The organism is Micromonospora sp. NPDC049274, assembly GCF_040678875.1.
GTDB lineage: Bacteria > Actinomycetota > Actinomycetes > Mycobacteriales > Micromonosporaceae > Micromonospora.
Genome location: NZ_JBFAQS010000002.1, coordinates 180,749 through 206,460 on the forward strand (window position 1 = coordinate 180,749; position 25,712 = coordinate 206,460).

18 protein-coding genes are annotated in these 25,712 nt (G+C 72.7%); 2 read left to right on the forward strand and 16 right to left on the reverse strand.

The window, feature by feature from the left end:
- Nucleotides 1–5: 5 nt before the first annotated feature.
- The 3 genes from AB0K10_RS04380 to glyA form a co-directional block, all read right to left on the reverse strand.
- On the reverse strand, nt 6–242 hold the full coding sequence (locus AB0K10_RS04380) for an AtpZ/AtpI family protein (RefSeq protein WP_266245732.1): 237 nt from the start codon (nt 240–242) through the stop codon (nt 6–8).
- A gap of 189 nt (nt 243–431) precedes the next feature.
- Nucleotides 432–857: a hypothetical protein gene (locus AB0K10_RS04385; RefSeq protein WP_363679881.1), complete on the reverse strand. Its 426-nt coding sequence runs from the start codon at nt 855–857 to the stop codon at nt 432–434.
- Complete coding sequence (glyA, locus tag AB0K10_RS04390) at nt 850–2,139, reverse strand: serine hydroxymethyltransferase (RefSeq protein WP_363679883.1); 1,290 nt, start codon at nt 2,137–2,139, stop codon at nt 850–852. The genes AB0K10_RS04385 and glyA overlap by 8 nt, the downstream gene beginning before the upstream one ends.
- A gap of 35 nt (nt 2,140–2,174) precedes the next feature.
- Between glyA and AB0K10_RS04395 the strand changes: the two genes are divergently transcribed.
- Complete coding sequence (locus tag AB0K10_RS04395; RefSeq protein ID WP_363679885.1) at nt 2,175–3,638, forward strand: SDR family oxidoreductase; 1,464 nt, start codon at nt 2,175–2,177, stop codon at nt 3,636–3,638.
- A 19-nt stretch (nt 3,639–3,657) separates the two neighbouring features.
- Here AB0K10_RS04395 and AB0K10_RS04400 read toward each other — a convergent pair whose 3' ends face one another.
- From AB0K10_RS04400 to prmC, 4 genes are all read right to left on the reverse strand, one after another.
- Nucleotides 3,658–5,772, reverse strand: coding sequence for a transglycosylase domain-containing protein (locus AB0K10_RS04400; protein WP_363679887.1), 2,115 nt, complete (start codon nt 5,770–5,772; stop codon nt 3,658–3,660).
- A gap of 106 nt (nt 5,773–5,878) precedes the next feature.
- Nucleotides 5,879–6,490 carry a phosphotyrosine protein phosphatase gene (locus tag AB0K10_RS04405; protein ID WP_363679889.1) on the reverse strand — a complete coding sequence of 204 codons (612 nt, stop codon included), beginning with the start codon at nt 6,488–6,490 and terminating at the stop codon, nt 5,879–5,881.
- On the reverse strand, nt 6,491–7,138 hold the full coding sequence (locus AB0K10_RS04410) for an L-threonylcarbamoyladenylate synthase (protein WP_363680494.1): 648 nt from the start codon (nt 7,136–7,138) through the stop codon (nt 6,491–6,493).
- Nucleotides 7,138–8,085, reverse strand: coding sequence for a peptide chain release factor N(5)-glutamine methyltransferase (gene prmC / locus AB0K10_RS04415; protein ID WP_363679891.1), 948 nt, complete (start codon nt 8,083–8,085; stop codon nt 7,138–7,140). Before prmC ends, AB0K10_RS04410 begins: the two co-directional genes overlap by 1 nt.
- Nucleotides 8,086–8,157: 72 nt before the next feature.
- Here prmC and AB0K10_RS04420 point away from each other — a divergent pair, with 72 nt between their 5' ends.
- Entirely contained in the window at nt 8,158–9,705 is a 1,548-nt protein-coding gene (locus tag AB0K10_RS04420; RefSeq protein ID WP_363679893.1) for a GGDEF domain-containing protein, read from the forward strand.
- A gap of 36 nt (nt 9,706–9,741) precedes the next feature.
- On the opposite strand, the gene prfA is transcribed toward AB0K10_RS04420, so the two are convergent.
- The 9 genes from prfA to thrC all read right to left on the reverse strand — a co-directional run bounded on the left by prfA (nt 9,742) and on the right by thrC (nt 25,618).
- Nucleotides 9,742–10,830, reverse strand: coding sequence for a peptide chain release factor 1 (gene prfA / locus AB0K10_RS04425; RefSeq protein ID WP_363679895.1), 1,089 nt, complete (start codon nt 10,828–10,830; stop codon nt 9,742–9,744).
- Nucleotides 10,831–10,956: 126 nt separating this feature from the next.
- Nucleotides 10,957–11,181, reverse strand: coding sequence for a 50S ribosomal protein L31 (gene rpmE, locus AB0K10_RS04430; protein ID WP_007464546.1), 225 nt, complete (start codon nt 11,179–11,181; stop codon nt 10,957–10,959).
- 394 nt (nt 11,182–11,575) lie between these two features.
- Nucleotides 11,576–15,079 (reverse strand): phosphodiester glycosidase family protein, encoded by a 3,504-nt coding sequence (locus AB0K10_RS04435; protein WP_363679898.1) that lies wholly within the window; start codon nt 15,077–15,079, stop codon nt 11,576–11,578.
- Between the two features lie 288 nt (nt 15,080–15,367).
- Nucleotides 15,368–17,581 (reverse strand): transcription termination factor Rho, encoded by a 2,214-nt coding sequence (gene rho, locus AB0K10_RS04440; protein WP_363679900.1) that lies wholly within the window; start codon nt 17,579–17,581, stop codon nt 15,368–15,370.
- Between the two features lie 295 nt (nt 17,582–17,876).
- Nucleotides 17,877–18,821: a homoserine kinase gene (gene thrB, locus AB0K10_RS04445; RefSeq protein WP_363679902.1), complete on the reverse strand. Its 945-nt coding sequence runs from the start codon at nt 18,819–18,821 to the stop codon at nt 17,877–17,879.
- A gap of 98 nt (nt 18,822–18,919) precedes the next feature.
- Nucleotides 18,920–20,164 (reverse strand): MFS transporter, encoded by a 1,245-nt coding sequence (locus tag AB0K10_RS04450; protein ID WP_363679904.1) that lies wholly within the window; start codon nt 20,162–20,164, stop codon nt 18,920–18,922.
- Nucleotides 20,165–20,175: 11 nt separating this feature from the next.
- Nucleotides 20,176–20,991 (reverse strand): polysaccharide deacetylase family protein, encoded by an 816-nt coding sequence (locus AB0K10_RS04455; protein ID WP_363679906.1) that lies wholly within the window; start codon nt 20,989–20,991, stop codon nt 20,176–20,178.
- 158 nt (nt 20,992–21,149) lie between these two features.
- Nucleotides 21,150–24,449 (reverse strand): efflux RND transporter permease subunit, encoded by a 3,300-nt coding sequence (locus AB0K10_RS04460; RefSeq protein WP_363679908.1) that lies wholly within the window; start codon nt 24,447–24,449, stop codon nt 21,150–21,152.
- 119 nt (nt 24,450–24,568) lie between these two features.
- On the reverse strand, nt 24,569–25,618 hold the full coding sequence (thrC, locus tag AB0K10_RS04465) for a threonine synthase (protein WP_363679910.1): 1,050 nt from the start codon (nt 25,616–25,618) through the stop codon (nt 24,569–24,571).
- Nucleotides 25,619–25,712 lie beyond the last annotated feature (94 nt).

Sequence of the window (25,712 nt, forward strand, 5' to 3'; positions counted from 1 at the left end):
CCTTCCTAAGTAGGCGTGCCGAGTCGGCGGATGACCAGGATGACTCCCCCAGCCATGCCGAGCACGAAGCCGATGCCGGTGGCGACGCCACCGGTGTCGAGCCACTGGTCGACCAGCCAGCCGATGAAACCCCACACGAGCATGCCTCCGACGAGGTAGCTGAGCGCGGTCCAACCCTGACCGGCGCCGGACGGATAGTCGTCCGGTTCACCGGCGGGACGGGGGGTTTGGTCATCAGCCATGACGGGGCGAACGATATCAGCCGGGAAGACGAGGCTGTGCCTCACCCCCCGCACAACCATCGTTGTGTGGGCATCTCGGGGCTCGCGTCGTCTGTGGGCACGCTACTCCCCTTCCGCCCGTCGGTGAATGACCGGAGGCCGACACGTTCCCGCGCGTCCGATGGGTGGGACGACCGGCCGATCGGCAGGTCAGCCCCGCGGTCGACGAGCGTGCACCGTGGTCAGCCACCAGAGGTGCACCGCTGTCCACACTGCCACCCCGGCGACGATGCCGAGGCAGAGAGGGATCAACCCGGTCCAGCCGGTCGAGGCCACCGCCACCAGCACGACACCCAACAGGGTGAACTTCAGCACGTACAGGCCCAGCCCGAGCGGCAGCAGCAACTGGGGGTTGATCTGGTCGGCCCGGGCCAGCACCACAGTGGTGAGGGTGTAGCTGAACACCGTGACGCCCACGCCGGCCGCCGCGCCGAGCGCGGCGGTCACGCCGCCGGTCACCGCGCCCACCACCGCGGCGACCACGGCCAGCCCCACCGACGCGCCCAGCAACACCGGCAGGTGCCGCAACCGCCACCGCCGGTCGGTGTCGGGCGCGACCACCCCGGGCTCAGCCACGGGGGTACGCCGGGAACGCTGCGGCCAGCTCGGCCACCTCGGCGCCGATCCGGGTCAGCTCGTCGACGCCGCCCGCCGCACCCGGGTCCGTCCGCACCGCGCGGGCGATCAGGGCGGCCACCTGCCGCAGCTCACCCTCGCGCATGCCCTGGGTGGTGACGCTCGGCGTGCCCACCCGGAGCCCCGAGGCCACCAGCGGCGGCTGCGGGTCGTACGGGATGGCGTTCTTGTTCAGGGTGATCGCGGCGGCGTCGCAGCGGGCCTCGGCCTCCGCGCCGGTCACGCCCAGCTCCCGCAGGTCGATCAGGGCGAGGTGGGTGTCGGTGCCGCCGGACACCGGGCGCATCCCCTCGTCGGCCAGCCCGGCGGCGAGCGCCTGCGCGTTGCGGACCACCTGGCCGGCGTACGTCTGGAACTCGGGTTGGGCCGCCTCGCGCAGCGCGACCGCCTTCGCCGCGACCGCGTGCATGAGCGGGCCGCCCTGCGTGAACGGGAAGACCGCCTTGTCGATCCGCTGGGCCAGCGACTCGCGGCAGAGGATCATGCCGCCGCGCGGCCCGCGCAGCACCTTGTGCGTGGTGGCGCAGACGACGTCGGCGTACGGCACCGGGGACGGGATCGCCCGCCCGGCGACCAGGCCGATGAAGTGCGCGGCGTCCACCATGAGGTACGCGCCGACCTCGTCGGCGATCTCCCGGAAGCGCGCGAAGTCGATCAGGCGCGGGTACGCGGTGGCACCGCAGATGATCAGCTTGGGCCGGTGCGTCCGGGCCAGGTCGCGAACCTCGTCGTAGTCGATCAGCTCGGTGTCCGGCCGGACCGGGTAACCGACCGGGCGGAACCACTTGCCGGAGAAGTTGACCCGGCTGCCGTGGGTCAGGTGCCCGCCGTGCGGCAGGTCCATCGCCAGCACCGTGTCGCCCGGCTGCACCAGCGCGGCGTACGCGGCCAGGTTGGCGCTCGCCCCCGAGTGCGGCTGGAGGTTGGCGTGTTCGGCCCCGAACAGCTCCTTGGCGCGGGCGATGCCGATCTCCTCGGCCCGGTCCACCTCGGCGCAGCCGCCGTAGTAGCGCCGACCCGGATAGCCCTCGGCGTACTTGTTGGTGAGCGTCGAGCCGAGCGCGGCCAGCACCGCCGGTGAGGTCAGGTTCTCGCTCGCGATGAGCTGCAGGCCGCCGCGCAACCGGTCCAGCTCGCCGAGGACCACCCCGGCGATCTCCGGGTCGGTGGCCCTGAGCTGCGCGAAATCCGGCCCCCAGAAGGTGCTCGTCTCGGTCTCCACAGCGAACGAGTCTAGGGGGCCGCAGACTGGGAGCTGTGAGATGCCTCGTCACCGGCGCTACCGGATACATCGGCGGGCGGCTGACGCCGCTGCTGCTCGCCGACGGCCACACCGTACGCTGCCTCGCCCGCAAGGCGGTACGGCTGCGCGACGTGCCCTGGGCCTCGGCGGCCGAGATCGTCGAGGGCGACCTGAGCCGCCCGGAGACCCTGCTCGCCGCGTTCGCCGACGTGGACGTCGCGTACTTCCTGGTGCACTCGCTGGGCCGGTCCGACTTCGAGGCGGCAGACCGGACGGCGGCGACCAACTTCGCGGAGGCGGCCCGCGCGGCAGGCGTACGCCGGATCGTCTACCTGGGCGGCCCGGAGCCGGCCTCCGACGCCGAGGTCCCCTCGCCGCACCTGCGCTCACGCGCCGAGGTCGGTCGGATCCTGCTGGCCAGCGGGGTGCCCACCGCGGTGCTCCGCGCCGCGGTGATCATCGGCTCCGGCTCGGCGTCGTTCGAGATGCTGCGCTACCTGACCGAGCGGCTGCCCGCCATGATCACCCCACGGTGGGTCCGCAACCGGATCCAGCCGATCGCGGTCCGCGACGTGCTGCGCTACCTGGCCGGCTGCACCGCGCTGCCGCCCGAGGTCAATCGCGGCTTCGACATCGGTGGGCCCGACGTCCTCACCTTCCGGGAGATGATGCAGCGGTACGCCCGGGTGGCCGGCCTGCGCCGACGGATCATCGTGCCGGTCCGACCGCTCACCCCGTCGCTGTCCTCGCACTGGGTCGGCCTCATCACCCCGGTGCCGAACGCCATCGCCCGCCCACTCGTGGAGAGCCTGATCCACGAGGCCGTGGCGCACGAACACGACATCGCCAGGTACGTGCCCGACCCACCGGACGGCCTCACCGGCTTCGACGACGCGGTGGCGCTGGCGCTGGCCAAGGTGCGCGACGCCCAGGTGGAGACCCGCTGGTCGAACGCGAGCGGCCCGGACGCGCCGGCCGAGCCGCTGCCCACCGACCCGGACTGGTCCGGCGGTACCGCGTACACCGACGTCCGGGAGCGCACGGTCGACGCGTCACCGGCGGCGCTGTGGCGGGTCATCGAGGGCGTCGGCGGCGAGCACGGCTGGTACTCGTTCCCCCTCGCCTGGTCGGTGCGCGGCTGGCTGGACCGGCTGGTCGGCGGGGTGGGACTGCGGCGGGGCCGGCGTGACCCGCATCGCCTCCAGGTCGGCGAGGCGCTGGACTTCTGGCGGGTGGAGGAGATCGTCCCGGGCGAGCTGCTGCGGCTGCGCGCGGAGATGCGACTGCCCGGCCGTGCCTGGCTGGAGATGCGGGCGCTGCCCGTCGACGGCGGTCGCAGCCGCTACCAGCAGCGCGCAGTCTTCCTGCCCCGCGGGCTGGCCGGCCACGCCTACTGGGGGTCGGTGGCCCCGTTCCACGCGGTGGTCTTCGGCGGCATGGCCCGCAACATCGCCCGCAACGCCGAACAAACCCCCTGACCACGCCGCCTCGGGCGGGTCAGTTGCCGGTGCGGGCGCCGGTCGTCTGGAAGGCGGCGCGTTCGCTCGGCGGGACGAAGTCGCGGACCGGCTGGTCGCGCAGGGCGACGCGGAGCACCTCCCCCACCGCGGTCACCATCTGCGCCTGCACCGCCTGACCGACCGCGTCGCGCGGGTCGTCCGGGTTGGCCGCCATCGAGGCGACGGCCAACTGCGGGGTGAAGGCCACCACCGTCTCCGTCTCGTACCGCTCGGAGCTACCGGTCTTGCCGGCCACCGGGCGACCGAGGCGGGACCGCAGGTCGGGCGCGGTGGCGCCGTCGCACCGCCCGTACATCGACTGGTCGCCCACCGGGCAGCGGGCCGCGTCCGCCGCCGCCCGCGCCACGTCGGTGTCGAGCACCTGCCGGCAGTCCGGCTTGGCGGCGTCCACCGGCCGGCCCGCCGAGTCACTGATCGAGACCACCGGCAGCGGCGCGCACCAGGTCCCCTCGGCCGCCACCGTGGCGTACGCGGTGGCCAGGTCCAGCGGGGTCGTCGCGGCCACGCCCAGGGTGAACGGGCCCCAGTTCTTCGCACCGTAGCGGGCCAGGCGCTCGTCGGAGTCGGCGCGCAGCACGACGCCGAGCCGCTCGGCCATCTCCACCACCCGATCGGCGCCGACCCGCTCGGTCAGCCAGGCGAAGTAGGTGTTCACCGACCGGCCGAACGCGGTCCACATGGTGCGGGGGCCGTCCATCGACGACGGGCTGGCGTTCGACGGGCACCAACGGCCGTCGCAGCTTCCCGTCCCCGTCGCCGGGAACCGGGTGAGTAGTTGGCTCGGCGCCGTGAACTCGGTCGACAGCGGCAGGCCGGACTCCAGCGCGGCCAGCATGGCGAACAGCTTGAACGTCGAGCCGGCCTGGTAGCCGTCGATGGCACCGCCGCCGGCGACGAGCTGGTTGACCGTGTTCGGACGGTTCTTCTGCCCGACCGGGTTGTCGGCGACGCTGTAGGTGCGGTTCACCGACATCGCCAGCACCCGTCCGGTGCCGGGCTGCACCACTGTGGTCGGCACCGCCCGCGCCTCGGTCGGGCGGTAGATCTTCAGCACCTGCTCCGTGGTGGCCCGCTGCACCGCCGGGTCCAGCGACGAGACGATGGAGAAGCCGCCCCGGCGCAACGTACGCTGCCGCTCGTCGGCACTCGACCCGAACGCCGACTGGCTGCTCCACCAGCGGGTGAACCAGTCGCAGAAGAAGCCCCAGTCGTTGTGCCCGTCGGGCACCCCCGTGCAGTCGTTGGGCGTCTGGCTGGGCCGCAGCTGCAACGGCTCGGCCTGCGCCGCCGTCGCCGCGTCGGCCGGCACCTGACCGGTCTCCACCAGCCGCTCGAGCACGTACGTCCGCCGCCCCAGCGCGCTGTCGGCGTCCCCGTTGATCGGGTCGTCGCTGTCCGGCGAGCGGACCAACCCGGCCAGCAGCGCGGCCTGGGCCAGTGTCAACTCGGCCGGCGAGCGGGAGAAGTAGCGCTTGCTGGCCGCCGCGATCCCGTACGCCCCGGCGCCGAAGTAGGCGATGTTGAGATAGCGGGTGAGGATGTCCTCCTTGCTCAGCTCCCGCTCCAGCGCCAGCGCGTACCGCATCTCCTGGAGCTTGCGGGCGGTGGTGACCTCGGTGGCCGCCTGGCGCTCCCGCTCGGTCAGCCGGGGGTCGCTGCTGAGCACGTTGCGGACGTACTGCATGGTCAGGGTGGAGGCACCCTGCCGGGTCTTGCCGTCCCGCTTGTTCACAGTGAAGGCGCGCACGACGCCGCGCAGGTCCACACCGCTGTGCTGGTAGAACCGGACGTCCTCGGCCGCCACGATGGCCTGGCGCATCACCGGGGCTACCTCGCGCAGCGGGACGTCCACCCGGTCCTCCTGGTAGAAGGACGTGATCAGGGTGGCGCCGTCGTTGGCGTAGAGGTTGGAGCGCTGGGCGGTGGGCGGCGTACGCAGCGTGCTGGGCAGCTCCGAGTAGGGCGTGGACAGGGCGCTGAAGCCGATCCCGAAGACCAGGGCCGCGGGTAGGGCGGCCCCGGCCAGCACCAGCCCGGCCAGCACACCGGCGATCACCACGGTCAGCAGTTTGTCGAGTCGGGCCCGGATCATCAGCTCTCCCCGCAGGAGCCGGTCACGCTAGGACCCGTTCAGAATGACCCGGAACGCCCCTTTCGCCCCTGGTTTTCCCCAAACCCGGAGGAAACTCGCACGACGCTCAGGGCAGCAGCGCGCCGGCCAGCGGGTGGACCGTCTCCTCGATCTCGTCGGCGACCCGCGTGAAGCACTGGTCGCCACGACCCCAGGGATCGTCGAGATCGTCGGTCGGCAGCGCCGACGCGCCCAGCCGGTTGTCGTGCGCCGCCGCCACCAGGGCCACGCCCCGGGCGTACACCGCCTCCGGGGTCGGCTCGGCCGCCGGCAACGCGGCGGCGTCCACCGCGGCCAGCAGCCGGCCGAACTCACCCAGCACGAAGGTGCGGGCCGCCGCGTCCGGGCGCAGCGCCACCACGTACTCCTGCTGGTCGGCAGTGGCCGTCAGGACCAGGTCGGCGGCGTCGATGTGGTCCGAGCGCAGCTTGCGCGCCGCGAACCCCTCGACGGCGCCGCCACGGTCGATGACCTGGCGCGCAGCCGGGGGGTTCATCTCCTCGCCCGCGTGCCAGCCGCCGGTGCCGGCGCTGTGGCTGTGCAGCAGCTCCTCGGCGGCGACCGGGTCCTGCGCACGCCGGGTCAACCGCTCCCGCATCGCCAGGGCGAGCAGCCGCTCGGCCATCGGCGAACGACAGATGTTGCCCATGCAGACGTGCAGGACGGTGAACGGGGGCACTCAGACCCCCTGGACGTCGACGAGATCCGGGACGACGTCCCGCAGCTTCTCCAGCGGGATCGCACCGGCCCGCAGCAACTGCGGCACCTCGCCGGTCAGGTCCACGATCGTGCTCGGCACCGGGTCCGGGCAGGGCCCGGCCTCCAGGTACGCGCGCACCGAGTAGCTGAGCTGGTCACGCGCCTCCTCGGCGGTGACCGCGGCCGGCTGGCCCGTCTTGTTGGCCGAGGAGACAGCCATCGGGCCGGTCTCCCGCAGGACCTCAAGGGCCACCGGGTGCAGCGGCATCCGCACCGCCACGGTGCCCGTCTTGTCGCCCAGGTCCCACTGGAGGCTCGGCGAGTGCTCGACCACGATCGTCAGCGCACCCGGCCAGAACGCCTCCACCAGGTCCCGTGCTGCCGTGGGCAGCGAGAAGACCAACCCGTCCAGGGTGTGGCGCGAACCGATCAGCACCGGCGGCGGCATCTGCCGACCCCGGCCCTTCGCGTCCAGCAGCGCCTTGACCGCGTAGGGCGTGAACGCGTCCGCGCCGATCCCGTAGACCGTGTCCGTCGGGAGGACGACAAGCTCGCCGTTCTTGACCGCCTCGATGGCCGCAGCGATGCCGCGGTCCCGATCGGCGGGCGATCGGCAGTCGTAGAGCATCACGAGGAGTCAGTCTGCCACGCCGGCCCGGACGCGGTGTGCTGGCCGTCCGCCCGTCGGGACGCGGTCGCGTAGCGGGGGCGGCCGGTGAGGTCCGGATGCTCCGTGACGGCCTCGAACCGGCCGTCGGAGGCGAACAACGCCGGCACCGCCACGCCGTGTGTGTCGTCGTGCTCGACCCCGATGACGCCGCCGGGGCGCAGCAGCGCCGCCGCCCGGCCGATCACCGGCCGGATCACCGCCAGACCGTCCACGCCGCCGAAGACCGCCTCCGCCGGATCGTGCGCCGCCACCTCCGGCGGCACCACCACCTCCACCGGCACGTACGGCGGGTTGCAGAGCAGCACGTCCACGCGGCCCACCAGGTCGGCCAGCAGGTCCGGCACCGTCACGTCGGCCTCGACCACCTCGATCGGGCGGTCGCCCGCGGCGGCCCGCTCGGCCGCGTTGCGGCGCAGCCACGCCAGCGCCGCAGAGGACCGCTCGACCGCGATCACCCGCGCCCCGGGCAGCTCCTGCGCCACCGCCAGGGCGACAGCGCCGGTGCCGCTGCACAGGTCCACGACCAGTGGCTCGGATCTGCCCCGCCCCTGCTCGACACCCCAACCCGCCAGCAGTTCCGTCTCCGGGCGGGGCACGAAGACGCCCGGACCGACCGCCAGCTCCAGATGCCGGAATCCCGCCCGACCGGTCAGGTGCTGCAACGGCTCCCGACCGGCGCGACGGCCGACCAGCTCGTCGAGCCGGGTCAGCTGGGCGTCGTCCAGGTCGTCGGCGAGCGCCAGGCGACCCCGGGGCACCCCCAGCACGTACGCCGCCAGCAGCTCGGCCTCCACGCGCGCCGGACCCACCCCGGCGGCGGCGAGCGCCCGCGCCGCGCGGGCGACCGCGGCGGACGGACGGGTACGTCCTGTCCCTTCGGGGGGGTGTTGCGGCAGAGTGGTCACGCGACAATCATGAGGCGTCACGGACGACGCCACGAACGGGTGCGTCAAGACGCACACGGCAGGAGGTTGTGGGTGGGCTGGCTCGACCGGGTCCATGACCAGGTTGACACCCTCACGCAGGCGCGGGCTTTGCAAGAAGCAAGTCGCTCCGCGGAGTCGTACGCGTTGCTGGAGCGGGTGATCCGCACCACCACCGACCCGGCGGCGCGCGCGGACGCCCTCGTGCAGCGTCTCTCCGCGCTGATCAATCTCGGTCGGACGGCGGAGTTCACCCGGGCCATCGAGGAGGCGTCGGCGGCCGTTCGCGATCTCGCCGAGCCCTACCTGCACGGGCACCTCAACGCGCTGGCCGCGCTCGCCGCGCACCACCAGGGCGCGCTGGACCGCTGCGTCACCCACCTCGTCAAGGCCGCCCGGGCGCTCAGCGCCGTGGAGGACCCGGACCGGGACACGGCGTGGGGCTGGCACGACCTCGCGATGGCCTACAGCTACCTCAGCTTCCACGGCTACGCCCTGGGCGCGATCGAACGCGCGCGGCAGCTCGGGTTGACCTCCGGCATCCCGGAGGAGACGTTCGCCGCGCCGGGCATCCGGCTGCGCAACGCCGTGGCACTGGACCACAACGGGGACAGCGACGGCTGCCTGCGGGTCCTGCGGGACGTCGCAGCCGACCTGGCCCGGTTCGTCCGTAGCGGGCGGGCCGGCCGGCTACGCCCGAGCAGCCTCGCAGCGTACGGATATTCGGCGGCGCGGCAGGCCGCGCTCGGCGACCCGCTGGAGTCGACGGGCGAGGCCGAGCCGTCCCACCTGCTCAGCCACGGCGGGGACAGCGCCCGTGCACGGGACATGCGACAGCTCGGCATGGTCTGCCTGGCCATCGCGGACGGTCGACCCATCGAGGCGGTCGCCCGGCTGGACACCATCCGGGTGTCCACCGAGACGCTCGGAGCGGCCGAGCCGGCCCGGCTGCGCAGCATCGCGCTGGCCCGCGCCGGCGACCACCCGGCGGCGCACCGGGCCGACCGGCTGGCGTTCCGGCTCGCCGCACAACGCAACGACCGGCTGCGCGACGTCTACATCGACGGCATCGCCGCCCGCATCGACCACGAGGAGATGCGCCGGGAGGCGGCACGGTACGAGGGTGAGGCGCTGACCGACCCGCTCACCGGGCTGCCCAACCGGCGCCGGCTGGAGCGGTACATCAGCGCAGTCGTCACCCGGGGCGAGCGGGTGGTCATCGGCGTCTGCGACCTGGACGGCTTCAAGGCGGTCAACACCCGCCACGGGCACCACTCCGGCGACCTGGTGCTGCAACGCATCGCCGGGGTGATCAACCGGGTGATGCGCCGGGGTGACTTCGTGGCCCGCTACGGCGGGGACGAGTTCGTGGTGGTGCTCCCGGAGACCGGCATGACCGAGGCCGCCGAGGTGGCCCGCCGGATCGAGGCGGCGGTGCGCAACGAGGACTGGGAGTCCCTGGTGCCGGGCACCCCGGTCGGCGTGAGCATCGGCTTCGCGGAGGTGTCCGGTGGCGGCGGGCTGCGCGACGCGCTCAGCGTCGCCTTCGAACAGGCCGACCGGGAGATGCTACGGGCGAAGTCACGCCCCCGCGCGAGCTGACCGCACGCCCCGCACGATCGATCGGCGGCGGTCCGGTCAGCGGCGGGTCAGCTCGGTGTCGCCGGCCAGCCGGGCGGCGCGGTCGGCCTCGGCCAGGGCGTCCAGCACCCCGTCCAGGTCCCCGGCGAGCGCCAGGTCCAGGTTGTACGCGGTATAGCCGATCCGGTGGTCGGTGATCCGGTTCTGCGGGAAGTTGTACGTGCGGATCCGCTCCGAGCGGTCCACCGTCCGCACCTGCGCCTTGCGGGCGTCCGAGGCGGCGGCATCGGCCTGCTCCTGGGCGGCGGCGAGCAGCCGGGCCCGCAGGATCCGCATCGCCTGCTCCCGGTTCTGCAACTGGGACTTCTCGTTCTGGCAGGAGACGACGATGCCTGTCGGCAGGTGGGTGATCCGCACCGCCGAGTCGGTGGTGTTCACCGACTGGCCGCCCGGCCCGGACGACCGGAACACGTCGATGCGCAGCTCGTTGGCGTCGATGGTGACGTCGACGTCCTCGGCCTCGGGCAGCACCAGCACGCCAGCCGCGCTGGTGTGGATCCGGCCCTGCGACTCCGTGACCGGGACGCGCTGCACCCGGTGCACGCCGCCCTCCCACTTGAGCCGCGACCAGACGCCGTTGCCACCCTCGGGTACGCCCTTCGTCTTGATCGACAGCGAGACGTCCTTGACCCCACCGAGGTCCGAGTCCTGCGCGTCGATCACCTCCGTGATCCAGCCGTGGCGCTCGGCGTACCGGGTGTACATCCGCAGCAGGTCGCCGGCGAACAGCGCCGACTCCTCGCCACCCTCACCGGCCTTGATCTCGACGATCACGTCCTTGGCGTCATGCGGGTCACGCGGGATGAGCAGCTCGGCGAGGCGCTCCTCCAGTCCCGGCAGGGACGCCGCGATCGCCTCGGTCTCGGCCGCGAACGAGGGGTCCTCGGCTGCCAGCTCGCGGGCCGCGGCCAGGTCGGCGCGTGCCTGCTCCAGCTCACCGGCGGCCTTGTGCAGCGGCACCAGCGCGGCGTACCGGCGACCCACCCGGCGCGCGGTGGCCTGGTCGGCGTGGATGGCCGGGTCGGCCAGCCGCTTCTCCAGCTCCGCGTACTCGTCGAGGAGGCCGGCCAGACGCTCGCTGCTCATGCTGCGGATGCTCCTTCGAGGATGCGACGCCGGCCGACTCGAAGGTCGGACGCCGGGCGGAAACAGGCAGAACGCGGACGGCGCCCGTGTCCGGTGAAGAACCGGACACGGGCGCCGAACGGGGAGTTACTTGGCCTTCTTGGCCTGAACCTTGGCGTACTTCTGCTGGAACTTCGCGACCCGGCCGGCGGTGTCGAGAACGCGCTGCTTACCGGTGTAGAACGGGTGGCAGGCGCTGCAGGTCTCGACGTGGATCGCCCCGCCCTTGGCGGTGCTGCGGGTCGTGAACGTGTTACCGCAGGAGCAGCTGACCTCGGTGGTCACGTACTCCGGGTGGATGTTTGCCTTCATCTCGCCTCGGTCCTCTCGTTGGTGGTCGCCGGGTCGCCGTCATCACTCGTCGCGCCGTACACGACGGGCTCGGGCGTGAACCGGAACCGGTGGCCGATTGACCAGTGTGCCATGGGCCTGAGCCGACCCGGCAAGCGGGCCGCACACCTCGTCCGGCATCGTCAACACGTGCCTACCCGTCCGCATTCCCGCCGCCGGCCGGGGCATTCGCGCACCCTGGGAGCCGCCGCCGCGTACCCCACCCGCCGTCGACCGAACCGCCGGATCGACGACCGCGCCCAGGTGGTCCAGATGTGGCGGGCCCTCGGCCTCAGCGCCTTCCAGGTGGCCGGCGGCGACTTTCGAGGTGTGCGGGCCCCTCGCCGTCAGTCGACGGCAGAGGGCCCGCACGATCTCAGCGGGTGGGCGTGATGGTGGCGTCGGCGCGGACGCCGTTGACGGTGACGGTGAGGCGTACGGGTGCGCCGGGGCGCACCGCGGTGAGTGTGCCGGTGGCGGGGTCGAAGCGGGCGGTGTGCCACGGGCGCACACCGGCCGCCGAGCCGATGTGCAGGTTCGGCGAGGCGGTCCAGTCGGCGCTGACCGGAGCGGCCACCGGGACCGTACGGCCGCCGGGCTGGGTCAGCGTGGCGGTGACCGCCGCCGGGGCGCCGACCGCGACGCTGGCCGGCGCGACGAGCGTGAGCCGGTCGGTGTGCGCGTGGAACTCCGCGTCCACCCAGCGTGGCCCCTCGGCGAGCGGGTCGCGACGGGCGCGGTCGGCCTCGGCCGGGGTGACCGGGTCGACGCCGAACTCCGTCCAGCCGGTGAAGCCGCCCTGGTCGGCGGGTGTCGACGGCGTCTTGCCCGAGTTGCCGTTGATCACGTAGGGCACCCCGTCGACCCGGTCGGCGTGGAAGGTGCCGACGTGCCCGCCCACGAACAGCGCGCCCTTGCCGGTGCGGTGCTGGAAGTCGGCCAGCCACTGTTCCAGCAGCGCTGCCTCCTTGCGGTCGCCGAGCTGGCTGGCCTGCGCCGGGCTCGGGTCCCGCGCCGGATGGTGGTGAAGGACGACGACCGAGCCGACGCGCGGGTCGGTGGCCGCCGCGTCCAGCGTCTCGCGCAGCATCCGCACCTGGTCGAAGCCGCCACCGCGCAGCGTCCCGGTGGACGAGTTCAGCGTGACGAACCGGGTGCCTGCGTGGTCGAACACCCGGGAGGTGGCGCCGAACGCGGCCTCGAAGTTGCTGATCGGGGCACCCATGATCTCGTGGTTGCCCGGGACGTAGTACCAGGGCAGCGCGTCGCCCAACTCCTCGTCGAGGATGCGTCGGGCAAGCGCGAAGTCGGCCGGATAGGCCGTGTCCACGAAGTCGCCGTTGATCAGCAGGAAGTCCGGCCGGGCGGCCTTCACCTCGCGCAGCGTCCGCCGGGCCTGGGCGACCAGGTCGCTGTCCGGGTCGGCGGCGACGAACTGGGCGTCGGAGAGCACCGCGAACCGCCAGGGGGCGCCGTCCACCGTGCCGTCGCGGACCACCACCCGGTCGGTGCGCGGGGCCACCGCGGGCACGTCGACTGTCGGCGGCACCTTCGCCACCAGGTCATCGATGATCACTTCGCTGGTGTACTGCGCTGCGGCGTTGGTCTCGGCCACGTAGAAGCGGCGCACCCGTACCGGGTACTGCACCCCGGCCGGCACCGCGAACTCCACGTACCGCCAGCCGGTCCAGGTGATCAGCGGGCCGCGCAGCACGTGCTGGGTGTCCTGCGCGTCGTGCAGGTGCAGGCTCGGCCACTCCCCGGTGCCGTTGCCGTGGATCCACATGCCGAAGGCCTGCGGCTGGCCGGGCACCTCGATCCAGGCCGGCGGTTCGGCGTAGGCGGCCCGGGTGCCGGTGGACTGGCTGAAGTCGTACGACATCTTCAGGCCGGTGCCGGTGTGACCCGGCGCCGGCGCGACCGAGCCGCTGGCGCGGGCCTGGCTGAACCGCCAGGACGCCGCGTCGTCGAAGCCGGCGACCGGCACGTCGGTCAGCCCGACCGTGACCGGCAGTACGGTGCTCGCCCGTCCGACGCGGACGGTCACCACTGCGGAACCGGTGTCGCGCAGCGCGGTGACGGTGAGGTTGCCGTCCGGGCTCGGGGCGATCCGCAGCAGGTCGCGGTCGTAGTCGAGGGTGAGGTCCGCCGGCTCGATCGGCGCGGTGTTGCCCTCGGCGTCGTAGCCGACCACTCCGACCAGGGCGTTGCCGTCCCGACCGGTCAGCCCGATCCGTGGCACCGTGGCGCCGAGCCGGGTCAGCGGGCTCAGGACGGTGAGGCCCAGCGAGCCGGTCGCCCGACCCCGTGCGGCGGAGACCGTGCTGGCGCCCGGCGCGCCGGCGTGGAAGACCCCGTCGCTGTCGACGCGGCCGCGCACCGCCGGGGTCGCCCGCCAGGTTGGCGCACCCGCCGCCGGGCCGTAGGTCTCGTCGTAGCCGGCCGCGGTGAGTGTGCGGGTCAGCCCGGGGAAGACCCGGTCGGGCCGGCCACCCCGAACCGGTGAGACGCCCGGGGCGGCGGTGGGATCGCTGGCCGTCTCGACCCAGTAGCCGGTGAGCCTGCCGCTGCCCTTCGGCGCGTAGATGGCCAGGCCGTTGGGCACCGCCCGCTCGCTGCCGTCGGAGGGGCCGTTCTCCACCTGCACTGCCGACGCGCCCGGCTCCCTGGCCAGCAGCGTGGACGATCCGCCACCGTCGAGGTTGAGCGCGTCCCGGGCACCCAGCTCGGCCATCATCCGGCCCATCTCGGTCTGCGTCACGCCGCGGCTGTCGACCTGCCGACCGTCCACCGTCAGCATGATCATTTTTCGGCCGTCGGCGCTGAAACCGACCGCCGTACGCGGGGCGAGTGTCGCATCGGCGATGCTCTGCACGACGCCGTCACGGACCAGGACGTTGCCGCCCCCGACCGCCGCGTGCAGGGCGCTCCCGTCGGACGACTTCGGCCGCCACGTCACCGCGACCGGGTCACCGACGTGCAGCCCGGCCAGCGCGTCCGCGCCGGCGTCGCGGCCGAGCAGCACGGTGGTGCCGGCGACGACCGGGCCGCTGCCGGCCACGCCCGCCACCGCGGCCACCCGGCCGCCGGTCACGGTCACCTCGACCACCCGGGCCGCGCCCTCCACGGCACGCTGCCGGGAGTACGTCCCCCACAGCTCCGTGAACGCGCCGATGCCGTCGGCCTGCACCATGTTGTTGAACTGGGTCAACGCCACCGGCCCGGTGGGCAGGGTGGCGCTGCCGTCGAAGTTCACCTCGACCACCCGACCGATCCCGGTGGCGGTGACCGCGACGGCGTTGCGGTGACCGCCGACCGCCGACTGGACCAGCTCGCCGTCGCGGATGCCGACGCCCTGGGCGGCCCCGGAGCTGTTGATGTCGAAGAAGTCGCCGTTGACCGCGGCGACCGCCCGCGAGTCGTCCACCGCCTCGCGTAGCGGTTCGGCTCGGCTGACCGCGCCGGAGTTGACGTAGTCGACCGTGGACCCGCCGGCGAGGTCGGTGGTGAGGGCGTCGGCGCGCAGCCAGCCGTCGGCGTCGTACCTGTCGAAGGAGGTGAGCTGCACGCCCGGCGCGACCGGACGGGTGGCCTTCGTGGTCTCCAGGCCGCCGGCCGGCTCCAGCCCGCCGGCGGCGGCGACCGAGGCGGTCGTGGCGGCCGGGTCGGCAGCCAGGCTGACCGAGTCGGCCGGGTGGGACGACGCGGGCGGCGCGTCCTCCGCGGCGGTGGCCGGGAGCGAGGGCGGCGACGCCACGGGCCGGTCGGCCACGGACGGCGCCGGCGGCGCGGCGGTGGCCGGCAGCGGCACGGCCAGGGCGAGCAGCGGCGTCAGCAGCAGGACGCCGGTGCGACGGGCGGATGGTCTGCGGGTACGCATGGACGACAGTCAACCCGCCAGTGAATAGAAGTTTCAAGACCTGTCGACTGAACCGAAGGAAAATTCCGCCAACCCCGGCTCCTGGCCCCGCGCCGACCCCCCCCTCTGGTGGCCTGCGAGCAGGGCCGGCCGCCCCCTCGGTCCCCTTTGCTCTGCTTCAACGGACGCAACACGAAGCGCCCCGAAGTGTTGCGCCGGTTGAAGCAGAGCAAAGGACGATGGGCGGACACGACGAAGGGGCACGGCCGCGATGGCCGTGCCCCTTCGTCGTCGGTCAACCGGGGATGGTTACTCCCCCGGCGTGGACTTCGCGATCTGCATCAGGAACTCGATGTTGGTGCGGGACTGCTTGAGCCGGTCCAGCAGGAGGTCCATCGCCGCCTGCGAGTCCAGCGAGTGCAGCACCTTCCGGAGCTTGTGGATGATGGCCAGCTCCTCGGGCGCGAGCAGGACCTCTTCCTTCCGGGTGCCGGACGGGTTGATGTCGATGGCCGGGAAGGTCCGCTTGTCGGCGATCTTCCGGTCCAGCTTCAGCTCCGCGTTACCGGTGCCCTTGAACTCCTCGAAGATGACCGTGTCCGCCATGGACCCGGTCTCCACCAGCGCCGTGGCGATGATGGTCAGCGACCCGCCGTTCTCGATGTTGCGGGCCGCGCCGAGGAAGCGCTTCGGCGGGTAGAGCGCGGTGGAGTCGATACCACCCGACATGATCCGGCCGCTGGCCGGCGCCGCCAGGTTGTACGACCGGCCGAGCCGGGTCACCGAGTCGAGCAGCACGACGACGTCGTGGCCCAGCTCGACCAGGCGCTTGGCCCGCTCGATCGCCAGCTCCGCCACCGTCGTGTGGTCCTGCGGCGGACGGTCGAACGTGGCCGCGATGACCTCGCCCTTGATCGACCGCTGCATGTCGGTGACCTCTTCAGGCCGCTCGTCGACAAGCACCACCATGAGGTGGCACTCCGGGTTGTTCCGGGTGATCGCGTTCGCGATCGCCTGGAGCACCATCGTCTTACCCGCCTTCGGCGGAGACTGGATGAGCGCCCGCTGGCCCTTGCCGATCGGCATGACCAGATCGATGACCCGGGTGGTCAGGATGTGCGGCTCGGTCTCCAACCGCAGGCGCTCCTGCGGGTAGAGCGGCGTGAGCTTGTAGAACTCCGGCCGCCGCCGCGCCTCGTCCGGCTCCATCCCGTTGATCGTGTCCAGCCGCATCAGCGGGTTGTACTTGTCCCGCCGCTGGTCACCGGTGTTGCCGCCCTCGCGGGCCGCACGCACCGCACCGGTGATCGCGTCACCACGGCGCAGACCGTACTTCTTGATCTGGGACATCGAGACGTACACGTCGTTCGGGCCGGCCAGGTAACCGGTCGTCCGCACGAAGGCGTAGTTGTCGAGCACGTCGATGATGCCGGCCACGGGGACGAGCACGTCATCCTCGCCGACCTGCGGCTCACGGCCACCGGTGTCGCCACCGGTCTCCGCCCGCTCGCCACGGCCGCGCCGACGGTCGCGGAAGCGGCTACGCCGGCCACGCCGACCGCCGCCCTCACCGTCATCGTCGTCGTTGTCCCGCTCGACACGCTGACCGCGGTCGTTGCGGTCGGCACGCTCCGAACGGTCGTTGCGCTCGGCGCGCTCGCCCCGGTCGTTGCGGTCGCTCCGGTCGTTGCGCTCGGTCCGCTCGCCCCGGTCGGCACGCTCGCCCCGATCGTTGCGCTCGGCCCGCTCACCACGGTCGTTACGCTCGCCGCGATCGTTGCGGTCGGTCCGATCGTTGCGGTCGGTCCGATCGTTACGGTCGGTCCGCTCGCCACGGTCGGTCCGGTCGGCACGCTCGCCCCGATCGTTGCGCTCGGCCCGCTCACCACGGTCGGAGCGCTCGGCGCGGTCGTTGCGCTCGGCGCGGTCGCGACGGTTCTCGCCGCGCTCGGGCCGCTCGCCGGCCTCCACCTCGTCGGTGCGAGCCTCGGAGGAGCGGACCTCAGCGGAACGCGCCTCAGAAGTGCGCGCCTCAGAAGTGCGCGCCTCAGAAGCACGCGGCTCAGAGGACCGCGGCTCAGAAGTGCGCGCCTCAGAGGTGCTGGCCTCGGAGGCACGGGATTCGGCCGGGGCGGTCCGGCTGCGCCGGGTACGACCACGACCCTCGGTCGCAGTCGCCGGCTCGGCCGACGCCTGCTCGGTGTTGCGGCCCTCGGTCGCCGGGCGATCCACGCTCTCCCGCACCTCCTCACGGGCCGGAGCGGCCGCAGCCGCGACCTCGGCTCGCGGTCGAGGGGTCCCGGCGGCGTTGCCGCCCTGCCGCTCGGAGATCGCGGCGATCAGCTCACCCTTGCGCATGCGAGCCGTGCCGGAGATGCCGAGCGACGCGGCCAGGCTCTGCAGCTCTGGCAGCAGCATCGCCGACAGACCGGTGCCGCTGCGCCGACGACGGGCGGGAGCGGCAGCGGTGGCATCGCCAGCGACGTTGGAAACATCCGACGTCACGTCGGTGGTGTCGCTCAATGGATTCCTTCCCTCGATAAGGCCGGGACTGCCCGGAGTCGGAGCTCAGGTGGCCGGGCGGCCTCGGTGCACCCGCCTCGCAAGGACGCGTCGCGGGAGTCTGTGACACAGCAGCCGGTGGTTTCCCGACCCACCAAAAGTCGGTGAGCAGGTCTCGCCGTCTGCGGCGACCTGTGGAAACTGCGGTGCGGCGTGGGCCTTGGCAGGGGTGACGGGCTGACCGCCGAGAGCTTCGGGGGTGCGCCGCCCCGCAGGAGATCGCGTGCTTCGCGGCTGTGCTAGGTCTAGAGCGTAATCAACTCTTCCGACCTGCGGCAACAGGGTCCCGCTCGGCGTGTCCCAGTCTACCCCGGGCGACCCGGGCACCGCTGACGTCTATCGGTAACTGCCAGATCTGCCAGTCTGTTCCCGCGTCGAGGCTCGGCGGCGGCTCGCTGAGCGCCAGCACGCTCGGCCCGGCCCCACTGACCACAGCCGCCACACCTGCCGCGCGCAACTCGCTGACCAGGGCAGATGTGCCGGGCATCCCGGGTGCGCGGTAATCCTGGTGGAGGCGGTCGACGGTCGCCGGCAGCAGCAGCGCCGGAGCCGTGGTGAGCGCGTGCACCAGCAATGCCGCCCGCCCCGCCGTCAACGCGGCGTCGGCGTGGGGCACGGTGGCCGGCAGCGCCGCCCGCGCGGTCGCGGTCAGACCGCGCTCGGCCGGTACGAAAACCGTGGGTCGTACGTCGACGGCGACCGGAAGGGACACCGCCCGAGCGCCGCCCGGCTCGGACCAGGCCACGGTGAAACCGCCGAGCAGGCACGGCGCGACATTGTCCGGATGGCCCTCGATCTCGGCGGCCAGCCGGAGCACACCCGGCTCGTCCAGACGACGCTCGCCGTCGACGACCAGGGCACGGGCCAGCAGCACCCCGGCGACGATGGCTGCCGACGACGACCCCAGGCCGCGCGCCTGCGGAATGCGGTTCACACACTCGACGCTCAGGCCGCCGGGCTGCCCGCCGAGAACGTCGAAGGTGGCACGCATCGCCCGGACCACCAGGTGCCGGTCGTCGTCCGGCAGCTCACCCGCGCCCTGCCCGGTGACCGTCACCTGGACGCCGGCGGGCGCGACCTCGGCGGCCAGGTCGTCGTGGAGCCCGAGGGCGAGCCCCAGCGCGTCGAAGCCCGGACCGAGGTTGGCACTGGTCGCGGGGACCCGGACCCGGACCGGCCCGGCGGTGAAGTTCGTCGGCACGCGCTCATGCTAGGGCCTGAGTCAAAGTCCGTGGGCGAGCCGAGGCGGAGTCCAGGCGGCGGTCCGGCCCGCCGCCCGCACATGGGGCCGCCGGGTCCTCAGCCGGCCGGGTTGGGTACCGGCTCGGTGGCCGGATCGGTCAGGGAGAGCCGGCGCGTGGCGATCCGCCAACCGACCGCGTACACGAGGGTGACCAGACCGCAGCCGGCCAGCACCACCCGCTCGTCCACCACGTCCACCACCAGGGCCACCGCCAGTTGACTCACCGAGATGGCAAGCGTCGCGAGCATCATGTCGGTGGCGAAGACCCGGCCGCGCAGCCGGTCCGGCACCTCGCCCTGAAGGGCGAAATTCGACATCACCCAGTTGCTGCCGCCCGCGAAGTGCGCCACGAACACCAGCAGCAGGACCAGCGGGAACCAGCGGACCACCGACGTACCCAGGTAGGACAGACCGTAGAGCGACATGGACAGCGCGAGTCCGGGCAGCAGCCAGGACCTGTTGGTCAACACCCGGCGCATCAGGATCGGCCCGACCAGGGCACCGGCCCCGCGGACCGCGAAGAGCAGGCCGGCGCCCAGCGAACCGACCCCGTAAACGCCGGCGAGCAGCGGAAACACGGTCAGCACGCCGTTGCCCAGGCCGACCGCCGACTTGACCGTGACCAGCGCCAGCACCCGTGGCCGGTGCCCGATGTAGCCGAGCGCCTCGCGGACCGCCGACCAGGTGCGCTGCGCCGGCAGCTTCGGGTCGCGGGCCGCCTGCAGGGGCCGGCGGATCCGGGTGGCGAGGCCCGCGGCCAGCGCCAGGCCCACCGCCGCCACCCAGAAGCAGGCGTACGGGCCGGCAGCCGAGCTGAGCACACCACCCAGCGAGGCGCCCACCACCGTCATGGTGCCCCAGGCCGAGCCGGCCACGGCGTTACCGGCGGCCAGCTCGTGCGGCTCCAACACGTTGGGGAGCGCGGCCTGGGCGGCCGGTGAGTAGAACGCCTTGGCGACCGCGACGACCCCGATCGCCACCAGCGCCAGCCACGCCGTACCGCGGTTGCGCACGCCGAGGAGCAGCAGCACGCCGGCCAGCGCGGCCACGTTCGCGGCGATCATGATCTTGCGGCGGTCGAAGCGGTCGGCGATCGTGCCGGTGTACGGCAGCAGCAGCGCCACGATGCCGGTGTCCACCGCCAGCACGAGTGCGCCCCAGACCCCGCTGCCGGTCAACTGGGGCAGCAGCACCAGCAGCGGCACCATGACGAACCAGTCGGCGCCGAAGACCACCAACTCGGCGAGGAAGAGGTTGCGAAAGCTCCGGTTGCCGGTGAGGACCGCGAGGGTGGACGCCACGCAGCGGGACCCTACCCGGTCGGCGTGGGGGCCACACCGGGTGCCAGCAGCGCCGAGACGGTGACGAAGGTGTAGCCACGCGCCCGCAGCCCGGCGATCATGTCCGGGAGGCCGTGCAGCGCGACCAGACGGCGCCGGTCACCGACATCGTGCCCGAGCACTATCGTCCCCGGCCGGACGCCGGCCACGATCCGCCGGGCGTGGCCGGCCGGGTCGTCGGGAAACTCCCGCTCCACCATCTGCGACGACCAGAGCACGAGCCGGTAGTTCAGCCGGGCCGCCGCGTGCAGCACCGCACCACCCAGGTGGCCGTACGGCGGGCGGACCAGCCGCGGCGGCCTGCCGGTCACGTCGGCGATCGCGTCGTGGCTGCGGTGCAGGTCGTCGTACGCCTCGGCGGCGTCCAGTTGGGCGAGGTCCCGGTGCGCCCAACTGTGGTTGCCCACCTCGTGCGTGGCGAGCCTGTCGCGCACGAGGTCGGCGTGCTTCCTGACCTGAGCGCCGACCAGGAAGAACGTCGCGGGCACCCGGTGCTGGGCGAGGGTGTCCAGCACCATGGGCGTCCACCGTGGCGCCGGCCCGTCGTCGAAGGTGAGCGCGACCAGCCGCTGCGTGGTCGACCCCGACCAGATGACCGGCACGGCCCCGGCGCCGACGTCCTGCGGCCCGTTGCCGACCGTGGCGCTGGCCGGGCCGCCCGCGAGCGGCAGCCGCCGGTGGGTGAGCCACACGTCGGTGACGCCCGCCCCGGCGGCCGCACCGGTCACCACCAGAGCCCCCCGGCGCAGCAGATCGCGCCGGGACCACCCATGCGCGCTCTCGGTCATCCACCCGCCCCGCTCGCCGGCACCTCACCATTGCTACCTGGAGTATGCAAGACGTGACGCGAGGTGCAGCGCCCGTCGACCGATCGGAGTGTCCGAGGGGGCACGGCGAACGCCCCCGGCAGGCGAGCCTGCCGAGGGCGTTTCGGGATGTCGTCCGACTACTCGGTCGGCTCCGACGGGGGCAGCGGCGAGCGACGGCTGCGGGGCAGCCGGAGCACCTCGAACTGGTCCGTGCCGTCCACGAGCGCGCCCGACGGGGTGGGGCGTGCCGCCGCCGGCTGCGAACCCTCGGCAGGCGTCGAGGCCGGTGCGCTCGTCGGCACTGCCACCTGGTTCGGGCCGTCCGGCTCGACGCCCTCCGGCGCGGTCGGTCCGGTCGGCGCGGTCACCGTCGGGTCGCCGGAGCGCCGCCGACGACGACGCTCCCGCAGCGACTCCTTGGTGTGCTCCACCATCGTGTAGAGCGTCGGCACCAGGATCAGCGTCAACAGCGTCGAGCTGAGCAGGCCGCCGATCACCACGACCGCCAGAGGCTGCGAGATGAAGCCACCCTCGCCGGTCAATCCGAGGGCCATCGGCAGCAACGCGAAGATCGTCGCGACAGCGGTCATCAGGATCGGGCGCAGCCGGCGCCGGCCACCCTCGACCACCGCCTCCCGGACCCCCATGCCCTGTGCCCGGTACTGGTTGATCAGATCGAGCAGCACGATCGCGTTTGTCACCACGATGCCGACGAGCATCAGCACACCGATCAGCGCCGGCACTCCCAGCGGCGTCCCGGTCACCAGCAGCAGACCGATCGCGCCTGTCGACGCGAACGGAATGGAGATCAACAGGATCAACGCCTGCGTGAGGCTCCGGAACGTGGCCACCATGATCAGGAACACGATCGCGATGGCGACCAGCACCGCCAGGCCCAGGTCACCGAAGGCGTCCGCCTGATCGGCGCTGACCCCACCGATGGTGAAGCTCGCCCCCGGGACGTCGATACCGTCGAGCCGCTTCTGCAACTCCTTGGTGGTCGCACCCAGGTTCGAACCGGTCGCGGCACCTGTCACCGACACGCTGCGGTCGCCGTCGATCCGGGTGACCTGCTGCGGCCCCTCGGCCTGGGTGACGTCCGCGATGTCGTCCAGCTTCACCGGCCCGATCGGAAGGGCCCGCAGCTGCTCCAGCGACACCGGCGCGGTCGCGCTCAGCCGCAGCACCACGTCCTGCTGGCGGCCGTCGAGCGCCACCTGCCCCAGCGGAGCGCCACGGAACGCCTGCGACACGAGCTGACCCACGGCGGCCTCGGTGAGGCCGACCCGTCCGGCGGCGACCCGGTCGACTGTCACGTCGACCCTCGGCACCCGCTCCGCGAGGCTCGTCGTGACGTCCTCGACGTCCGGGACACCTGCCATCGCCGTCCGGGCCGCCTCGGCGGCCCGGGTCAGCACCTCCGGGTCACCGGCCTGGACGACCACCTCCAGCTGGCTGGTCGAGGCGTCCTGGCCACCGCCGAAGCTGACCTCACCCAGGCTGGTGCCGATCTTGTCGAACTCCCGGCGCAGCTCCTCACGGACCTGCTTGGCGTCGGTGTCGCCGTCGAGCGCCAACGACCAGCTCGCGACGTTGTTGCCTCCGCCACCCGCCCACGGGGTGTCGCCCCCGCCGGCGGTCACCTGGTACGTCTCGACCCCGTCGACCCGACCGAGGACCGCCTCGACCTGCTTGGCCGCCGCGTCGGTGGCGGCCAGGCCGCTGCCCGCCGGCAGTTCCTGCCGGAAGCTGAGCGTGTCCTGACCGGAGTCGTCCAGGAAGTTCGTCTCCAACTTCTGCGCCAACCCGAAGGTGCCGAAGAGCACCAGCAGGCCGAGCCCGACGGTGATCCAGCGGGTCGACCGCTTGCGGGTGGCGAACCCGATCACCGGCAGGTACGCGCGCTGCAACGGGTTGCGCAGCTCCTTCTCCTCGGCGCCGCGGCGCACCGCCTCGTCGTCGACGGTGCCGCCGCGCGGCTTCAAAAACCAGTACGCCAGCACCGGGATCACGGTCAGCGAGACCAGCAGCGAGGCGAGCAGCGCCACCGTCACCGTGATCGCGAACGGCGCGAAGAGCTGCCCAACGAACCCGCCGACCAGGGCGATTGGTGCGAACACCGCCACCGTCGTGAGGGTGGACGCGGTCACCGCGCCGGCCACCTCGCGAACGCCGGTGACGATCGCCTGCCGCTTCTCCTCGCCGTACTCCAGGTGTCGTTTGATGTTCTCCAACACCACGATCGAGTCGTCCACCACCCGGCCCACCGCGATTGTCAGCGCGCCGAGGGTCAGCAGGTTGAGCGAGTAGTCGCCGATCCACAGGGCGATCAACGCCACCAGCACCGAGAGCGGGATGGAGACCGCGGTGACCACAGTCGAACGCACCGACAGGAGGAAGACCAGGATGACGATGACCGCCATCACCAGACCCAGCAGGCCCTCGGTGGTCAACGACTCGATCGACTTCTCCACGAACGGCGCCTGGTCGAAGACCACTGTCAGCTCCGCGCCGGAGGCGTCCTTCAGGTCGGCCAGGCGGTCCCGGATCTCGTGCGAGATCTCCACCGCGTTGCCGTCCGGGGCAGCCGTGACGGCGATGCCGAGGCTGTCCTTGCCGTTGGTCCGGGTGATCGCGGTGGCCGGGGGGAGCTGCTGCTCGACCGCCGCCACGTCACCGAGACGAACCGGTGTCGCGCCGGGCGCGACGATGATGCCGCGCAGATCGTCCAGGGTGGCGATCGGCGTGCCGACCTGCACCGGAAGGGCCAGGCCGCCGTCGGTCACCGCGCCGGCCGGCACCGACACGCCGTTGGTCTTCAACGCGGCGCCGATCGCGGTCGGCTGGACCTTCGCCGCGGCCAGCTTCGCCGGGTCCGGGGTGACCACCACGACGTCGTCGCGGGTCCCGGTCACCTCGACCGTACGGACGCCCTCGATGCCCTCCAGCTCCGGCACCACTGTCGCGCGCAGCTTCTCGGCGAGCGCCCGCTCGTCGGCGCCGCCGGCCGCGGCCAGCACCACCGCCGGCAGATCGTCGGTGCTCCCCGCGATGACCTGCGGGTCGACGCTCTCCGGCAACTGGGCGTCGATCCGGCTCAGCGCGGTCTGCATCTTGTTGACCACGTCGTCCAGGTCGGTGCCGAACTCGTACTGCACCTGGACCGTGGCCGATCCCTCGCGGGACGTGGAGGTGACCTTGTCCAGCCCGGGAATGCCCTGCAGGGCGTTCTCGATCGGCTCGGTCACCTGCGACTCGACGATCTCGGGACCGGCGCCGGGGTAGGCGGCCACGATGAACGCGGCAGGGAACTCGAGCGACGGCAGCAGTTGCTGCTTCAGCGACGGCACGGCGAACGCTCCGAACGCCGTAATCACCACCGCGATGAGGGCGACCAGCCCTCGGTTGGCGAGGCTGAATCTGGCGAGCAGCGACATCGGCCTGGCTCACTCCTGAAAGAGAATGCGGGCGGGGATAGGGGAAAGTGTGCCGGATTCGATCACCGGAGCCCCCGCCGCCCCCGGCCGCGTCCCACCGCCGCCGGACGCTACCGCTCTCAGGCCAGGTCGAGCGCGCGAGCCGCAGCCAGCGAGTCGTTCTCGATGGTCACCGGGGCGGGCGCGGTCGAGATCGCCCACTCCGGGTCCTTCAGGCCGTGACCGGTCACCGTGCAGACGACAGTCGAGCCGGCCGGAACCGCGCCCGCCGCGGCCTGCTGGAGCAGACCGGCCACGCTGGCCGCGCTGCCCAACTCGACGAAGACCCCCACCTCGCGGGCGAGCAGCCGGTACGCGGTGAGGATCTCCCGGTCGGTCACCGCCGCGATCAGGCCACCGGAGGCGTCCCGGGCGTCGAGCGCCTTGGTCCAGCTCGCCGGGTTGCCGATCCGGATGGCGGTGGCGATCGTCGACGGCTCCGGCACCACCTGGCCGGTCACGATCGGCGCCGCCCCGGACGCCTGGAAGCCGTACATCTTCGGCGCCCGGGTGGTGGTGCCGGCGGCGTGCTCCTCGGAATATCCCATCCAGTACGCGGAGATGTTGCCGGCGTTGCCGACGGGCAGGCAGTGGATGTCGGGTGCGTCGCCGAGCGCCTCGACGATCTCGAAGGCGGCGGTCTTCTGGCCGTGCAGCCGGTCGATGTTCACCGAGTTGACAAGCGCGACCGGGTGATCCTGGGCCAGCTTGGCGGCGAGCGCGAGGCAGTCGTCGAAGTTACCGCTCACCTGGAGCAGCTTCGCCCCGTGCACCAGCGCCTGGGCCAGCTTGCCCAACGCGATCTTGCCCTGCGGCACCAGCACCGCGCAGGTCAGCCCGGCACGTGCCGCGTACGCCGCGGCGGAGGCGCTGGTGTTGCCGGTGGAGGCGCAGATGATCGCCTTGTTACCGGCCTCGACCGCCTTGGAGACCGCGAGGGTCATCCCCCGGTCCTTGAAGGAGCCGGTCGGGTTGGCGCCCTCCACCTTCAGGTAGACGTCGCAGCCCAGCCGAGCCGAGAGCACGGGCGCCGGCAGCAGCGGAGTGTTTCCCTCGTGCAACGTGACGACCGGCGTGGCCGCGGTGACCGGCAGCCGATCCCGGTACGCCTCGATCAGACCCCGCCACATGTCGCTCTCCTCGCCTCTGTCCCTGCACCGACCCGAGCATCAGGCACCCTGGACCACCCTGCCGCAGCCATCGATGGCACACCCCGGGTTACCC

Coding starts and splice junctions, on each gene's coding strand:
- AB0K10_RS04400 (WP_363679887.1), bottom strand. CDS start 5,772: ATGATCCGGGCCCGACTCGACAAACTGCTGACCGTGGTGATCGCCGGT.
- AB0K10_RS04460 (WP_363679908.1), bottom strand. CDS start 24,449: ATGTCGCTGCTCGCCAGATTCAGCCTCGCCAACCGAGGGCTGGTCGCC.
- rpmE (WP_007464546.1), bottom strand. CDS start 11,181: ATGAAGGCAAACATCCACCCGGAGTACGTGACCACCGAGGTCAGCTGC.
- prfA (WP_363679895.1), bottom strand. CDS start 10,830: ATGAGCAGCGAGCGTCTGGCCGGCCTCCTCGACGAGTACGCGGAGCTG.
- thrC (WP_363679910.1), bottom strand. CDS start 25,618: ATGTGGCGGGGTCTGATCGAGGCGTACCGGGATCGGCTGCCGGTCACC.
- AB0K10_RS04410 (WP_363680494.1), bottom strand. CDS start 7,138: ATGCTCTACGACTGCCGATCGCCCGCCGATCGGGACCGCGGCATCGCT.
- AB0K10_RS04455 (WP_363679906.1), bottom strand. CDS start 20,991: ATGACCGAGAGCGCGCATGGGTGGTCCCGGCGCGATCTGCTGCGCCGG.
- AB0K10_RS04380 (WP_266245732.1), bottom strand. CDS start 242: ATGGCTGATGACCAAACCCCCCGTCCCGCCGGTGAACCGGACGACTAT.
- AB0K10_RS04435 (WP_363679898.1), bottom strand. CDS start 15,079: ATGCGTACCCGCAGACCATCCGCCCGTCGCACCGGCGTCCTGCTGCTG.